This is a genomic window from Mucilaginibacter phenanthrenivorans (assembly GCF_024721155.1).
In the GTDB taxonomy this organism is placed as follows: Bacteria; Bacteroidota; Bacteroidia; order Sphingobacteriales; family Sphingobacteriaceae; genus Mucilaginibacter; species Mucilaginibacter phenanthrenivorans.
Genome location: NZ_JAHVAP010000007.1, coordinates 430314 through 446974, shown reverse-complemented (window position 1 = coordinate 446974; position 16661 = coordinate 430314). Strand labels below are relative to the sequence as shown.

Sequence of the window (16661 nt, the reverse complement as noted above, 5' to 3'; positions counted from 1 at the left end):
TTATCTTTGCGGACTTTTTGGGGATAAGTTCATAGTTGATAGTTCATGGTTCATGGCTGCCTTTCTATGAACTATCAACCATGAACCATGAACTAGAAAATAAAATAATGGGACTACAATGTGGTATAGTAGGTTTACCGAATGTGGGTAAATCAACACTTTTTAATTGCTTATCAAATGCCAAGGCGCAGGCGGCTAATTTTCCGTTTTGTACCATCGAGCCAAATGTGGGTGTAATTACCGTTCCTGATGAGCGCTTAACAAAGCTTACAGAAATAGTAAACCCTAAAAATGTAGTGCCAAACGTTATCGAGATAGTTGATATTGCAGGGCTTGTTAAAGGCGCCAGCAAGGGTGAGGGTCTGGGTAACCAGTTTTTGGCAAATATTCGTTCAACAAATGCGATTATTCACGTACTGCGTTGTTTTGATAATGACAACGTAATTCACGTAGATGGATCTGTTGATCCAATCCGCGATAAGGAGATCATCGACACAGAGTTGCAACTAAAGGACCTGGATTCAATAGAAAAGAAGATCCAAAAGGTTGAGAAGGCAGCGAAAACCGGTGGCGACAAGGAGGCAAAAAAGGCATTTGATGTTTTAACTGTTTATAAAAATCACTTATTGGCCGGTAAATCGGCCCGTACCGCACCTGTTGCTGAAGAGGACCAGGAGTATATTGCTGACATATGGCTGTTAACCGCCAAACCGGTAATGTATGTTTGTAATGTCGACGAAGCATCGGTTAATACCGGCAATGCTTATGTTGACAGAGTTAAAGCATCTGTAAAAGAAGAAAATGCAGAGGTGTTGATCATATCTGCACAAATAGAATCTGAAATATCTGAAATGGAAACCTACGAGGAACGCCAGATGTTTTTGGATGATCTGGGCTTGACGGAATCAGGCGTAAATAAGCTAATTAAAGCTGCGTACAAGCTCCTTAACCTTGCCACCTACTTCACCGCCGGCGTACAGGAAGTACGCGCATGGACCATCACTAAAGGCTTTACAGCCCCACAGGCCGCAGGCGTGATCCATACCGATTTTGAAAAAGGCTTTATCCGCGCAGAGGTGATCAAATACGAGGACTTTGTAAAATTCAATGGATCTGAAGCCATTATTAAAGAAAACGGTAAATTAGGTATTGAAGGTAAAACCTACATTGTTCAGGACGGGGACATAATGCATTTCAGGTTTAACGTGTAGGTAGAGCCAAGAATCAAGAGACAAGATTCAAGAAAAAAAAGAAAAGACAATTATTAAAAAAGCGTCCCGGCTCTCATCCGGGACGCTTACCAAATCATCGAACGATGATAACCAACTTAAACCTACTTAAGTGCTTTTATAATAGTCGGATATTTTCCGAACACTATGCTATTTGATTGCACCATCAGCCTTTAACTTAGCCGCTGCTTCTATCATCATCACACCGCTTAATTGTATGGTAAGATCGGTGCTCCCCGATGGAAGTATGCTCCAGTCTGGGCTTATCATAAAGGATGGCCTGCCAATACCTTTAACATATAATGTCTGTGCGTTTTGCTTTAGGAAATTGGCGTATTTTGTTTTATCAGCGGCATCAAGGTCCGGTAGTTCAGTTAACAACGTCAGGTATCTTACCGCTACGCCCTTAAAAAGTCCGCCATCCCCCTGGCCCTCGCTCTTAAGTATACCATTAACCGTAAGGTTTGGATCAGCAACTGTATTGTTCGCTGTGCGGATTGCATCCTGCAAATAGGCGGGATCTTTCGTGATGTTATAAAGCTCAACTGCCGAGCCTATAAACAGCCCCTGGTTATAGGTAAAGATCCAATTGTCTACCTGCCCGTCCTGGTTCCGGTTAATTCCGTCAAGCACCACTCCTGATGTTGCGTTAACTAAATTAGTTTTCATCCAGGTATAAAGGCTTTTGGCTAAAGCCAGGTCCTCCGCTTTATTTTGCAATTCATAAAACCGCGCGGCGAGGATCGTCATGTTGCCCGTCGATGGAATATTTTTATAATATAGCTGGCTGCGTTGCCAGGCTATGCCGCCACCAGCTATGCTGTTTGAGCCGCCTTTAATTTCGGCATATAGAATTTGGGCAACGTTTAAATAGTCTGCATCATTAGTTATGATATAATCGCGCAGACTTGCATTGGCCAGCCAACCCATATCGTCATAAAATTCGTTTGGATATGCGCCGCCATTCGCTGTTTTAATTCCGTTTAACAGCGCTTTCATCCTTTGCGTGTAAACCCCGCTTTTTGTTCTTAAATAACCATCCGTTAAAACGTCAAGCATATGTGCCTGCGGCCAATAGTTAAAGGTATTATTGCCGGTATTGTTTTGGATAAAGTAATTACCATCTGCAGATTTGAATGTGCCATAAGTATATGTTTGCAATGTATCCGCAAGCGACGCGTAATTGTAAACAAATGGTTTTACCGTAGTTGTGTCGGTGTTTTTTGGGGGCGGTACCGGGTCGTTCTTTTTTGAACAAGACGACAACGCCAACCCAATAAACAACGTTGATATGGTTAGGGTGTAATAATTAATGCGTTTGAATTTCATAGCGTAGATTTAAAGATTAATGGGTTACAACTAACAAGCCGTAACCCATTTTAATTGTTTATTTTAAAGTAATTGTATTGTTATAGTTCGGGATACCCGGACTAAAGTTTACATTAACATTGGCATTTTTATTATTGTAGGCCGGAACAATTTTGAAGCAAAAATTAAATTGTGAATTGTCTACCGGGTACATGTAAAAATAGGACGCAGGGCTGGCAGTAGAAGGATCGGGATTATCGGAATTTATACTTCCATACCATTCTACAGATTGATTCCCGTTTGAATCCATCACAGTAAATTTATACTTGTAACGGCTATCCAAACCATACGACTCCTGCGGGATAACAATTTTAACATTATCAATTTCCCACTGGCTGTTTCCTACATAAGGCAGTTCAAAGTAAACTTTATTATCAGGTGCGTTAAAGAATCCAACAGAAACAATTTGAGTTATAGTGGCCGCTGCGTTACTAAGGTCCAGCGAAATCCTGTATACATTTTTGCTGCCTGTTACGGTTGTGCTGCCACCTGCAACAACAGAAATGTTATTTTGGATAGAATAGCTGGTTGGGGTTCCGGTGGTGCCGTCAACTAAACTATAAGTGCCTGCGGTTAGCGAAGTGTACAACTCAAACACACCGTCGCTGATCTTTTTAAATGGCAGGGCTTTTGACAAATCTGTACCTTGTTCAGTAGCGCTTCCGGTAAGATAAAGCGCTGCAGGCAGCACGGCAAAGCCGGCCGGCCTGGTTAGCTGAATGGTATGGCTTGTAGTACTAACTTTTGCATTAGTTTCCTTAGATACAATAACCGCCCATTTTAAAGTTCCGGTACTTAACGAGGCAATTCCTGCCATTGATGCAATGGTATTTAAAACCTTTTGCGTTATTGTAGCCTGTGTCTGCACCCCTGATCCGTCAGAAAGCACCTTATAAATTGGCTTGCTAAAATCGCCGTCGGCTTTATCAAAAGCTACCTCGTATAGTACAAGGTCCTGTGTTGGGCTGGCAGTCCATTTAAATTGGATGCTTGGCCCGGTTGCAGGCGCGAGGGTAAAGCTTGCCGCATTATCAGGTGCAGAAAGCGTGGTTACCGGGGCAACATCGGCATTAAAGGCCCGTGTATCTTTTTTACAGGAAGTAATAGCAATAATGGTTAACATAACCATAAAGCTTATTTTTATAAAAGTCTTCATTTTTTCTGTTTATGGTTTTGTGAATTAATAGCCTGGGTTTTGGGTTAGGTTTTTATCAAGACTAAGGTCATTTGCAGGTATCGCCCAGAAATAGTCCCTGGCCGGGTTAAATTGCCTTTTTTGAGCCCTGATGTAACCGTTGTCAGTAGTTAAGTCTCCTGAGAACCTGGCACCATGTGCATATCCGTTCATCGTAGTTTCAGCTATTTTCCATCTTCTGATATCGTCTACCCTGATGCCTTCCAAAGCCAATTCCACCCTTCTTTCGCGCCTGATGATGGTAGTCATATCACCGCTGGCGGGGTAGTTTAACGCACCCGGATCAGTAAAGCCGGCTCTTGCCCGCAAAGCACCGATAGTTTGGTTCCAAACAGCGGCATTCATTTGGCCTAGGCTGTTTTTTGCTTCAGCATAATCAAGCAGAACCTCGGCATACCTGATCAAATGCAGGTTTAAGCCGGATACATAACTTGCAAGTGCATTTGGATCAAAGTACTTCCGCCAGTAGTAAGCTGTTGGCGATGAGCTTTCCCTGTCCCCAACATATTCGTCAGGACCATTTGGATTACTTGCATTATCACCGGGATCACTTCCAGGTTTTATGTAAATGGTTTTACTAGTACCATTAACACCGCCACCATTGTTCCATTTGTACCCATCATAAACCACGGTGGCAGTAAGCCTTGGGTCGCGGTTGACGTATGGATTATTGATATCATAACCTGAACCGGCATCAGTAATACCTTTTCCGTTCAGCATGATGTAGTCGTCAACGAGCTCCTGTGTCGGTGAATTTGCAATTACGCGGCCACCCACTGATAGCGGTGCAAAGTCGAAGAAGTCTGACCAGGTATAAGTAGTAGGTACATATTGTAATGAAAGCATGGATTCGTTATTGGTTTTGTTAACCACCTTGTCGCTAAACAAATCAGTGTAGCTTGAATTTAATGAATAGCTGCCATTAACATTTTGTTGGTTTATTAGTTTTTCGCAAACAGTAACAACATCAGCCATCCGGTCGCCCTGGTACAACAGCACCCTCGCCTCCAGCGCCAGTGCGGCACCTTTAGTAATCCTTCCGTTTTCACTTGCCGGAAGCGCATCTTTTGATGGGAGGTTTGGTATAGCTGCTTCCAGTTCGGCAATAATAAATTTAACGACGTCTGCTTTCGGCGTGCGTGCTATTACTTTTGCTTCGTCAGGAGTAATATTGTCGGTTACCAGTGGTACATCTCCCCACCACTTTGTCAGGTTAAAATGCGCGAAGGCACGTAAAAAACGTGTTTCGGCTATCATCCTGTTTAATACGTCTTTTGACAGTGTGGTATTTTGACCAACAAAAGTTAAAAACTCGTTACACGATTTTATGTCAGAGTAATAATTTGACCAGTCGCCTGCAAACTTTCCGGTAGCAGCAGTTGCGTTTCCACCAGATATAATGGCAGGATCGCCTGCACGTGAGTAAGCGTTGTCAGATAAGGCTTCTGCGCTAAAATACAAACCGTCATTATAAATTAAATGGTAGTTATTGTATAGTGCGTTGTATACGTTGGCGTCAACCTTCCAGAATGTAGCATCCGAAAATCTATCGGTAGGAACAATATCCAGCTTTTTACATCCTGTTATTGCTGTAGTTATTATAACTGCAATGAAGAACTTTTTAAAAAGGTTCATATTTCTATATTTAAAATGTTTTTATTAAAATGTTAAATCAATCCCTACGCCGTAAAATGCCGATAGCAGGTAACTACGCGGGCTGTTTGAGCTTGAGGTTATAGCAACGTTACTACCAAATTCCGATGTTTCAGGATCTGCAAATTTTAACTTGGTAAGCGTGGCAAGATTTTGCCCGATAAGGGATACTCGGACGTTATTGATTCCTAATTTTTTAACAATGTTTTTAGGTAACGTATACCCGATGTTCACATTTTTTAGCCTTGCATAAGCGGCGTTATATTTGAAAAGATCAGACCCGGTTTGCCAGTTGTTAACGTTTGAAGGGCCGGATGTGGCCAGTCTTGGATATTTGGCGCCTGGATTTTCAGGAGTCCAGAAATCTGTTTGGTGATCATAAAGAGTAGCCCCGTATCCCCCCTGGTAAGGCTCAACCAATTCACCCCTTAAAAATTCATCCCTTTTACCTACTCCCTGTATAAATATCGTCGCATCAAAACCGGCAACAGCTATTCTGTAGGTGAATCCAAAAGTGTAACGTGGAAAGGGGTTGCCTAATTCGGTTTTATCCTTCGAATCAATTACACCGTCATGGTTTAAATCTTTAAACTTCAAGTCGCCCGGACTAACAGCGAGACCTGCTATTTTCGGAGATGCATCAATGTCTGCCTGGTTTTGATATAAGCCATTTGTTTCATAACCGTAGTATTCCGTAATTGGGGAGCCAACTTTTCTTATCAATGCGTAAACGTCGGGTTGGTTAATTTGCTGTGTTGCGGTTCCGGTTAACTTCAATAAAGTGTTTTGGTTGTCGGCAACGTTTATGCTAAAGCTTTGACTAACCTTTTGACCTCTCAGATTATAGGTCAATGCTGCTTCCCAGCCTGCATCTCTAACTTTAGCAACATTGGCATCGGCAAGACCTGCGCCGAAAATTGAAGGTACATCTTGCGGTGTCTGTAAAATGTTACGTGTTACTTTATTAAAGTAATCAAACGAGCCCGACAGTTTGCCGTTAAATAAGCTAAAATCAACGCCAAGGTTAAAGGTTGCAGCACTTTCCCATGTCAAATCAGGGTTTGACTGAAAGGTACCTGCCCCACCCACTAACTGGTTATTAAACCCATAGGCAGCTGTGTAATTAAAATAGGTAGTTTCGTATTGAAAGTTACCCACGTTTTGATTACCCAATATGCCATATGACGATCTTAGTTTAAGATTGGTTAGGGTATTAGTTATAGGCTTCATAAAGTCCTCATCCGTTACCACCCAGCCGGCAGTTACTGATGGGAAGAAACTCGCCCTTTTGCCCGGTGCAAACTTGGATGATGCATCATCACGGAATACAAAATCCAGGAAATACTTGCTTTCATAATTATAATTTACACGGCCAAATACCGAAAGCAAGCTGTTGGCATCAATACCAACGCTATTGTTCGATCCGGTAGGGCTTATAGTAGTACCTGTTGTAGGCGTTCCCAAAGTAGGATCGGTAAGACTTTTGGACAAGCTGAATCCCCTGCCACTGTAGGTTTCGCTCGAAACACCAGCCGTAGCACTAATTGAATGTTTGCCTAAACTCTTATTATAACTTAAATAAAGCTGAGTATTGAATAGGTTGCTTTTGTAATTCCCATCATTAACCGACAAGTCATTATTCGCCGATGCCCCTGCCGGTAAAAAGTCAACTACCTTATCGTTATAAAAGCTGCCGTTATTATCAAGCGTACCGCCAAAAACACCGGTTAGCTTTAGGTCCTTGGTAATTGTTAAAGTACCGTTTAGGTTACCAAAAATCTCATCGTAATCGGTTTGATTAAATCCTCCTAACCTTAACATGCCTAACGCATTTTGTTGAGAGGATACCGGGTTGGTTAAATAATTACCATTAGCATCCTGCCAATTAAAATTCGAAGGTACACGATTCGCATCTGCGATAGTAAAGCCTTCATTTGCCGCTGTAGTTTTATTCCGGCTTTTTGTGTAATTAAGGATGGCGTTAAATTTAAATTTTCCAATTATTGAAGTTTGGTTTAAACGGAGGTTATATTTCTGATACCCGTATTTACTGCCTGAACCGCCATTACCAACAAAGCTGTTCATTTGATCCAGGTAACCGCCTGATATAAAATAAGAATTGGTTTCACCACCTCCGCTTATATTCAAATTGTGCGATTGCAAAGGCGCGTTGTACACCAAATGGTTTAAATCCCATGTTCCCCTGCCTTCATTTGCCAACTCCTGAATTTGCTCAGGTGTGTAAGCCGGCGCCAGACCTGAATTAACCAGGGCCATGTTTTTATCGTAGGCATTTTCTGCGGCACTTATTTTATGAACCATTATGTCGGGCACTTGTAAACCGTAACTGCCGTTATAGGTTACGGCTGCTTTTTGGTTGAGCTTTCCGCTTTTGGTTGTAATCAATATTACGCCATTGGCCGCACGCGAACCATAAATAGCAGCCGAACCGGCATCCTTAAGTATGGTTACGTTTGCAATATCGTTGGGGTTTATAGTGTTTAAGCTTCCGGTGCTCTGTGTTACAATTCCATCAATTACTACTAATGGATCATTACTGCCCGTAGTACCCACTCCCCTGATGTTAACTGTTGGAGTAGCACCAGGATCAAGTGAACTTTGCTGGATAATTAAATTTGGAGATTCACCCTGAAGCGCCTGAAAAGCATTCAATACAGGTTTGTCGCCTATGTCTTTGGCACCTACTGTATTTACTGCCCCATTGATGCTCGCCCTGGTTTGCGTACCGTAGCCTACAACAACCACTTCATTTAGCTTTGTATTTGCTTCTTTTAGCCTGATGCTGATTGTGCCATTGTCTGTAACCGGAACTTCCTGCTGTACATAGCCAAGGAAAGAAAATACCAAAACGGCGCCATTATCAGCCACCGAGATGCTGTACTTACCACTTACATCTGTGCTTACCGCGTTCTGAGTACCTTTTTCGTGTACGGTTACACCGGGTAAAGGTAAACCAGCAGTATCGGTAACCATACCTGTAATGGTCTTTTTAAGTACCTGCGCCACAACCGGGGCTGCCTTCCTGGTAATTAATATCGTGGTGTTTTCAATGGTATACGTTAAAGGCTGATTTTTAAAGCAGTCATCAAGCGCATCCTTTAAATTGGTATTTTTTACATTCAGCGTTATGGGCTTCGATGCCTTTAAGTCGTCAGCATTATATAAAAAGTCATAGCTTGTTTGTGCCTGGATCTTTTCAAAAACTTCCTTTATGGTCGCGCCTTTAACCTTGAGAGTGATTTTTTGCGCGTACGTTGCTGCCGACACCTGCAAAAAGGTTGCCGTTAGCAAAATAAGGGTTAATTTCATGACGAGCAGTAGTTTGTGAATGCAGCAAGGTTGCTTACTGCAATTGAAATCAGTAAAAATTTTATACATTTGAATGTTAGGTTAATTAATTGATTGTGTTAAGCTGCAATTATTCATTTATCTGACTTTGGCCTCGGCCTTTAGCCAGGGGCGTTGGAGCGCTCCTGGTTTTATTTTGCAGATAATTGTTTATTGAGGATGTACCGATCACTTCATAACAATTATCCTCCTTCCTTCAATCATAATGTGTATTTTTCCTATTTTTCCCAGGTATTGGAGTAGTTCTGTTATACTTTTTGAACGGTAAAATGTGCCGCCGAATTTCTGATCGCTCACACTGCCCTGGTAGTTTACGCTCACATCATACCAGCGCGATACCTTTTTCATGATCCCGATAATATCGTCATCATCAAAAATGAAGTAACCATTTTTCCAGGCCATCGCATCTTCAATATTTGCCTCAGATACGGCAATGTTGTCCGAATTGTTATTAATGATTGCCTTTTGCCCTGGCTTGAGCATCGAATGGGCGTTATTTTTGGTTATCTGCACGGCTCCTTCCAGCAGGGTAGCTGTTACTTCATTATCATCGCCGTAGGCAGCAATGTTAAAATGCGTCCCCAATACCCTTATCTGCACATTATTGGTACTCACATAAAAAGGCATTTCCTTGTTTTTTGCTACTTCAAAATAGGCCTCGCCGGTAAGCGTTATATGACGTTCCTTCCCTGTGAATGCTACGGGGTAGCTTATTGATGAAGCAGCATTTAACCACACCTTGGTACCGTCAGACAAAACCACCTGGTAGGTACCTCCTCTTGGGGTCGACAGCGTGTTAATGTTGTCCTGGCTTGCAGCCGCTTCGGTCTTATTTGCCGCGTTGTATAAAATTTGCCCATTGTTTGTTTTTAACACATTGCCCGCTCCCGTTTGTGCAAGCAAACCATTCGCCGCGTTTTTAAGCACGATTGTTTTGCCACCGGCCAATGTTAAAATAGCTTTATTACTTCCAGGCACAATGGCTGCAGACTGCTGATCAAAAGCATGTTTTTTTGTCGTTTGGTTCGATATATTTTTATTGAAGATGACCAATGCAGCAGTTCCGAACACCAGCAAGGCCGCAGCAATTTGAAACCAGCGGCCACTGTAAAATTTGACAACAACAGGATAAGCTTCTTCAACAACCGGCTGTTGAGTAAATCTTGGATCCGATTTGATGCGGCTCAAAACGTCTGCCGATTGTTTGCCCTTAAATTCCGGGCCTTTGTTAAAGTTGATCAGCTCTGTATCAATAACATCAGCAATTTCATCCGGATTGGTATTATTTAAATAATCCAACAGTTCGACACAATCAGCACGGCTTATTGTATCATTAAAATATTGATGCACAAGGCGTTGCAGCTTTGCTTTTTTCATTGTTAAGTATGGTTTATAATAATCCCCGGACGGGTGGTTCTGAGTATAGAACACCGGGGAAGCGCGGTAGGACTAGTGGGAAGTAAAAAAAATTAAATAAGGTAAGCCAACACGATACAATAGATGATATCGGAATATCGCAGTTGAGATCTTAAGGTCTTTAAAGCCTCAACCATGTGGTTTTTAACTGTATTCGGGGAGATATTTAGCTGCTCTGCAATTTCCTTATATGAAAGGCCTTCAACCCGGCTTAATTTAAACACCAGCTGCTGCTGGCGCGGAAGTTTCTCGATAATTTTACCTGTAAAGTTCTCCAGGTCGCGGGCGAGCACTTCTTCTTCGGTGCTATTTTGCTCTTCCATAAAATTCAGGAGATTTTCAACAAAATCGTTTGATTTGCATGCCTGCCTTAATGAATTAAGCGCCAACCGCTTTGCAACAACATACAAATAAAGCCACATGTTGCCCTCGGGGTCAAGCTTTTCCCTACTGAGCCAAACATTAATAAATGTTTCCTGTACCACCTCTTCGCTCAGCGCCTTATCCTTCAAAAAACGAAATGCAAGCCTATAAACCTTTTCGCTGTACGATTCATACAGCGAAGTAAACACATCCTCATTGCCTTCAATAAGCTGTTTAATGCTATTACCGTCAATTGGTTTGTTACTCACTTTTTGCAGATGTTTATAATTGGTGGCTAAATGTAAAAAGTATTAATTAGATATTAAATAATTCCCTGCAAAATATTGCTCAATTGTCCCGGACTAGGGTTCTTTAAACTTTTCGCATTTCTATATGTATTAGCGCAAACATCTATTCGCATACATAGTTTTAAACTGGTGATCATAAAAAAGGATTTATTTTTACCTTTAGGCCATTAACATTCCCTAATGGCTGCTATAAAATACTTTTCAAAAAACTCCCTGTTTTACTTTATCCTTTTTTCGTTAGTCTTTACCAAGGCGTCAGCGCAAAACAAATACGAACTTAATGACGGCTGGAAATGCCAAAAGTTAGCTAACGTACATGCAAATGGTACACAGGTTTCGAAACCCGAATTCTCAGTAGATAGCTGGCTAAATGCTACCGTTCCGGGCACGGTTTTAACTACACTGCTAAATAACAAACTGGTTCCTGACCCTTTTTGGGGGATGAACAATGCTCACATTAAGGATATTTATGATACGGGGCGGGATTATTATACTTATTGGTTTGTAAGGGATTTTACCCAGGCTGCACCTATTGGCAGCAACCAGGTTTACCTAAACTTAAGAGGTGTTAATTATAGCTGTGAAGTTTTTTTGAATGGAAAAAAAGTAAACAAGCAAACGCACTATGGTATGTTTTTGCGGCAGTCGTATAACATTACGGCGTTGCTGAACAAAACTGGCAATAACCGTTTAGCCGTTTTGGTATACCCTCCTGATCCGGTTGGAAATCCCAATGGTGGCCAGGGCGGCGATGGGCGCATAGCCAAAAACGTTGGTCTGCAGTATACCGCCGGCTGGGACTGGATCCAACCAATGCGCGACAGGAACACCGGAATTTGGGATAAGGTAACCATTGAAACAACAGGAGCTGTAAGAATTACCGATCCGCATGTAATTACACTGGTGCCGGGCATTCGGCAGGTGGAGGGCAAACAACAACCCGCAATCATTAAATCATCTGCTACGTTGAACAATCCTACCGCAAAGCCGGTAACCGGTGTGCTTCAATTTTTGATGGACGGACAGCGGATTACAAAAAGCATCACCGTTAAAGCAAATTCGTCAATTGACGTAAATCTTAACGACCTGGTTTTAAAAGACCCTAAATTATGGTGGCCAAATGGTTATGGCGATCACCATCTATATAAAACATCGCTTCAATTTTTGATCACAAACAAACCGTCGGACAAGGCTGATGTTAACGTTGGCGTGCGCGAAATTCAAACAAGCTGGAACGAGCAAACCAAAAGCAGGCAGGTTGAAGTTAACGGCCAAAAGATCTTTATAAAGGGGGGCAATTGGATCATCTCCGACGCCATGCTGCGCTTTTCGGATGCTCGTTATAACGCAGAAGTACGTTTTCACCACGATATGAATTTAAACCTCATCCGCGTTTGGGGCGGCGCTTTGGTTGAAAGACCGGAGTTTTACAATGCCTGCGACGAATACGGTATGCTGGTTTTCCAGGATTTCTGGGTATCCGGAGATGCAAATGGCCGCTGGTTTGACCCGATGAAGGCGGAAGATCAATGGACACGTCGCAAATATCCGGATGATCATAAATTATACTTAAAATCACTTGTTGATCAAATCAAACTTGTGCGAAACCATCCTTCACTGGCTATCTGGTGCGGAGGGAATGAGATCACTCCACCTGAAGATATCCTGCTGCCTGTTCGTGATTCTATTTTGCCAAAGCTTGATGGTACCCGTTGGTTTGTTGAATATTCCAATTCTGATAAAATGTCGCTCAATACGCTTGGCGGCAATGGCGATGGCCCATACGGTGTTCAGCCGGATTCGGCATTTTGGTCGGTGCATACATTTCCATTTAACTCCGAAATCGGTTCGGTGGGCATCAATGATTTTGAATCGTTAAAAAGATTTATCCCGACAGAAAATTTAATAGCGCCGGAATTTTCATCCGATAAAAAGAAAAATAAGGTGGATTCCGTTTGGGATTATCACAAATATATCGGCTATGATGCGTCAATAGAGCCTTATGGAAAGGCTACAGATGCAAAGGATTTCGCCGCCAAGGCGCAATTGGTTAATTACAACCAGTACCGCGCATTAATGGAAGGCTTTAGCGACCACATGTGGGATTGGTACACCGGTGTCATCATCTGGAAAACTCAAAACCCGTGGACAGCCATGCGCGGCCAGATGTACGACTATTATCTTGACCCAAATGCTTGTTTATATGGCCTGCACAGCGGCAGCGAACCGTTGCACGTAATGTACAACCCATTAAACGGTATGGCGACTATTGTAAATAACAACTTTACCACCAAACGCGACCTGATGCTTTCCATTAAAACCTATGATATGCAGGGAAGGGAAAAAATGCTGACCCAGGTTTTCGAGGAGATCCAGCCGCAATCGGTTAAAGGCTTTGTGCCGGTAAGGGAAGAGGTAGATGCGCTTGCAAAAAAAGAGGGCGTTTTTCTTTCACTTAGACTGACTGATCTAAAGCAAAATATAGTAAGCGATAACCTGTACTGGCTGCCCGATGAAAAAGGCGTTTATTCGGGTTTAAAAAAGATTGCAGCCTCGCAGGTTGAAACCACTGCAAAGCAAATTGGGCCCGGTAAAGTTGAAGTTACCTTAACAAATCCAGCCAATGCACCGGTTGCATTTTTCAACCGGGTATCGTTGGTTAATTCGCAAACCGGGAATCGTTTGCTGCCCGTATTCTATAGCGATAATTACGTATCGGTTTTGCCGGGCGAGAAGAAGACAATCACCCTTAATTATGATGCCGGTAAAATAAAAAATACGGCAATGATTAGTGTGAGCGGATGGAATTTGAAAGAGAAAACGATCCCGATAAACTAACATTGCGTCTAATTGACACAGATTTCATGTCTTTTGCAGATTTATTACATGTTTAATCAAACTCAAACATGCAATAAATCAGGCACTTCCGCAATCGATTTCATAAATCATAAGTATGTGAGTAACAATTAAGTATCATTTTAATTTCAAAGCACATTTTCGCCCTTTTTTATTTAAATTGAGCCCCTGTTAAACCAATATATTTACCGGCATATTTCATCATTAAAAAAACAGGCAATGCGTCTTAAATTTACTTTTCTTGTACTTATCCCCTTTTTATTCCTGGGCTTCGCTCCTATTAAGCCAAAGATCCTGGTGTTTACCAAAACTGCGGGTTATCACCATGCTTCTATACCGCTTGGGGTGGCAGCGATCACTAAATTAGGCCAGGAAAACGGATTCAGTGTGGATACGACATCCGACGATAAAAAATTCACAGAAAGCAATCTTAAAAAATACAGCGCCGTTGTTTTTTTAAGCACCACCGGCGATTTACTTACAGCTACCGAGCGTAACGATTTTGAAAGATATATCCAGGCCGGCGGCGGCTATGTAGGTATCCATGCTGCAGCTGATGCTAATTACGACTGGCATTGGTACGGTCGCTTAGTCGGCGGTTATTTCGTTAGTCACCCGGCACAACAGGAAGCGGTTTTGCATGTGGTTGATAAAACCCATATTTCAACCAAACACCTGCCCGATACCTGGAAAAGAAAGGACGAATGGTATAATTACAAGGATCTTGTAAAAGATCTGCATGTGCTGATCACTATTGACGAAACCAGCTACACCGGCGGTATCAACGGTTCATTCCACCCTATGGCGTGGTATCATAATTATGACGGCGGCAGGGCATGGTATACCGAGCTTGGCCACGTTGACGAATCATACAGCGATCCGCTCTTTTTAAAGCATATCCTTGGTGGGATCCAATGGGCCATCGGCGATCATGTTAAATTGAACTATGCAAAAGTTACTACGGAACGCATACCTGAAGAAAACCGGTTTGTAAAAACCCAGCTGATAACCGGCACCTTTTTTGAGCCTACCGAATTAACGGTATTACCGAACCTGGATATTTTGATAACCCAGCGTCGCGGCGAGATCCTGCTTTATAAAAACGACACCAAAAAAGTTAAACAGGCAGGGTTTTTAGATGCATACTGGAAGGCCCATGTTAAGGGCGTAAATGCCGAAGAAGGCGTTTTAGGCATCCAGGCCGATCCGGACTTTAAGAACAATCATTACATTTATATTTATTACAGCCCCGCCGATACCAGTGTAAATCGTTTATCGCGTTTTACATTTGTAAACGATACCATCGACAATAAAACAGAAAAGATAGTATTGCAGCTTTATTCACAACGCGAGATCTGTTGCCATACAGGTGGTTCCATAGCCTTTGGACCGGACAATATGCTATTCCTGTCGACCGGAGATAATTCTACGCCGTTTGACGAGGATGGAAATCCACCCTACAACACTCACGCCTTTGCGCCGCTTGATGACCGGCCGGGCTTTGATCATTATGACTCAAGGCGCTCAGCAGGCAATACCAACGATCTGCGCGGAAAGATCCTAAGGATAAAAATGAAGCCGGATGGCACTTACGACATCCCGGAAGGAAACTTGTTTAAACCAGGCCAGCCCAAAACAAGACCCGAAATTTATGTTATGGGCGACAGGAACCCGTACCGCATTTCGGTGGATAAAAAGAACAGCAATTTATATTGGGGCGAAGTTGGCCCTGATGCCAATAACGACAGCCTTGCTACCAGAGGCCCGCGTGGCTATGATGAATTTAACCAGGCACGCAAAGCCGGATTTTTTGGCTGGCCACTTTTCATCGGCCCAAATATTTCTTACCACGAATATAATTACGCAACAGGCGTTTCCGGTCCGGCATTTGACCCGGCAAAACCGATAAACAATTCAAAAAACAATACAGGTTTGCCAGAGCTGCCACCGGCCCAGCCCGCAATGATCTGGTATCCTTATGCTGCATCACCTGAGTTCCCGGAAGTAGGTTCCGGAGGTCGTACAACGATGGCGGGGCCTATATATTACACTGATTTGTACCCTAAGGCCACCCGTTTCCCGGATTACTATAACAGCAAGGTGATCTTTTACGATTGGATCCGTGGTTGGATAAAGGCAATCACCCTGCAGCCAAACGGCGATTTTGATAAAATGGAACCATTTATGCCATCCACCAAGTTTAATGCACCTATTGACATGGAGGCGGGCCCCGACGGCAGGATCTATGTGCTGGAATATGGTAACGGTTGGTTCCAGAAGAACCCTGACGCAGGCCTGGCGAGAATAGACTACAACCGTGGTAACCGTGCACCTGAGATCAGCAAGGTTAATGCAAGCAAAACTTACGGAGCGTTACCACTTACCGTTGTATTTACGGTTGCAGCAAAAGATCCGGAGGGCGATAAAATGAGCTACACCTGGAACCTGGGTAATGGCGTTACCAAAAAAACCGTTCTCCCAAAACTGATCTATACTTATACCAAAAAAGGAAATTATAATGCAACAGTTGATGTTGCGGACGACCAGGCTGCTACCGTAAAAAGTAAACTGCTTAACATCACACCAGGCAGCATGGTATCTAACATGTCAAACATCGGTGCGAACAGCCCGGGTAAAGCATTAATGATGACGCTTGATTGTAAAACCTGCCACAAAGTAGCAGAAAAATCGATAGGGCCGGCATTTACCGAGGTTGCTAAAAAATACCCGAATAACAAAGCATCTATGGCGCATTTAACGCAAAAGGTTATCAATGGCGGTACAGGTGTTTGGGGCGATGTGAGCATGCCTGCACACCCCGCGCTGAAACCGGCAGAAGCCAAACAAATAATAGGCTGGATCCTGTCGCTTAAGCAATAAACGATCTTTATAACCATTCAGCAG

9 protein-coding genes are annotated in these 16661 nt (G+C 42.8%); 3 read left to right on the top strand and 6 right to left on the bottom strand.

All coding sequences use genetic code 11. The features are described from left to right. Positions 1–107 precede the first annotated feature (107 nt). The gene (gene ychF / locus KXD93_RS19270) at positions 108–1211 is read left to right on the top strand and encodes a redox-regulated ATPase YchF (protein ID WP_258139034.1); all 1104 of its coding nucleotides are present in this window, start codon (positions 108–110) and stop codon (positions 1209–1211) included. Positions 1212–1379: 168 nt separating this feature from the next. On the opposite strand, the gene KXD93_RS19265 is transcribed toward ychF, so the two are convergent. From KXD93_RS19265 to KXD93_RS19240, 6 genes are all read right to left on the bottom strand, one after another. Next, the gene (locus tag KXD93_RS19265; RefSeq protein WP_258138974.1) at positions 1380–2558 is read right to left on the bottom strand and encodes a glycoside hydrolase family 76 protein; all 1179 of its coding nucleotides are present in this window, start codon (positions 2556–2558) and stop codon (positions 1380–1382) included. Between the two features lie 58 nt (positions 2559–2616). After that, positions 2617–3753 (bottom strand): SusE domain-containing protein, encoded by a 1137-nt coding sequence (locus KXD93_RS19260; protein WP_258138973.1) that lies wholly within the window; start codon positions 3751–3753, stop codon positions 2617–2619. A gap of 24 nt (positions 3754–3777) precedes the next feature. Further along, complete coding sequence (locus KXD93_RS19255; RefSeq protein ID WP_258138972.1) at positions 3778–5427, bottom strand: RagB/SusD family nutrient uptake outer membrane protein; 1650 nt, start codon at positions 5425–5427, stop codon at positions 3778–3780. A gap of 24 nt (positions 5428–5451) precedes the next feature. Further along, entirely contained in the window at positions 5452–8775 is a 3324-nt protein-coding gene (locus KXD93_RS19250) for a TonB-dependent receptor (protein ID WP_258138971.1), read from the bottom strand. A 207-nt stretch (positions 8776–8982) separates the two neighbouring features. Continuing rightward, positions 8983–10191: a FecR family protein gene (locus tag KXD93_RS19245; protein ID WP_258138970.1), complete on the bottom strand. Its 1209-nt coding sequence runs from the start codon at positions 10189–10191 to the stop codon at positions 8983–8985. A 92-nt stretch (positions 10192–10283) separates the two neighbouring features. Next, positions 10284–10862, bottom strand: coding sequence for an RNA polymerase sigma factor (locus KXD93_RS19240; RefSeq protein ID WP_258138969.1), 579 nt, complete (start codon positions 10860–10862; stop codon positions 10284–10286). A gap of 219 nt (positions 10863–11081) precedes the next feature. Between KXD93_RS19240 and KXD93_RS19235 the strand changes: the two genes are divergently transcribed. Beyond that, on the top strand, positions 11082–13739 hold the full coding sequence (locus tag KXD93_RS19235; RefSeq protein ID WP_258138968.1) for a glycoside hydrolase family 2 protein: 2658 nt from the start codon (positions 11082–11084) through the stop codon (positions 13737–13739). Between the two features lie 237 nt (positions 13740–13976). Beyond that, a complete protein-coding gene (locus KXD93_RS19230; protein ID WP_258138967.1) occupies positions 13977–16637 on the top strand; it encodes a ThuA domain-containing protein in 2661 nt (886 codons plus the stop codon). The last annotated feature ends 24 nt before the right edge of the window (positions 16638–16661 follow it).

What these genes read in the sequence shown, in the direction of transcription:
- ychF (WP_258139034.1), top strand. Translation starts at nt 108, where the DNA reads ATGGGACTACAATGTGGTATAGTAGGTTTACCGAATGTGGGTAAATCA.
- KXD93_RS19265 (WP_258138974.1), bottom strand. Translation starts at nt 2,558, where the DNA reads ATGAAATTCAAACGCATTAATTATTACACCCTAACCATATCAACGTTG.
- KXD93_RS19260 (WP_258138973.1), bottom strand. Translation starts at nt 3,753, where the DNA reads ATGAAGACTTTTATAAAAATAAGCTTTATGGTTATGTTAACCATTATT.
- KXD93_RS19255 (WP_258138972.1), bottom strand. Translation starts at nt 5,427, where the DNA reads ATGAACCTTTTTAAAAAGTTCTTCATTGCAGTTATAATAACTACAGCA.
- KXD93_RS19250 (WP_258138971.1), bottom strand. Translation starts at nt 8,775, where the DNA reads ATGAAATTAACCCTTATTTTGCTAACGGCAACCTTTTTGCAGGTGTCG.
- KXD93_RS19245 (WP_258138970.1), bottom strand. Translation starts at nt 10,191, where the DNA reads ATGAAAAAAGCAAAGCTGCAACGCCTTGTGCATCAATATTTTAATGAT.
- KXD93_RS19235 (WP_258138968.1), top strand. Translation starts at nt 11,082, where the DNA reads ATGGCTGCTATAAAATACTTTTCAAAAAACTCCCTGTTTTACTTTATC.
- KXD93_RS19230 (WP_258138967.1), top strand. Translation starts at nt 13,977, where the DNA reads ATGCGTCTTAAATTTACTTTTCTTGTACTTATCCCCTTTTTATTCCTG.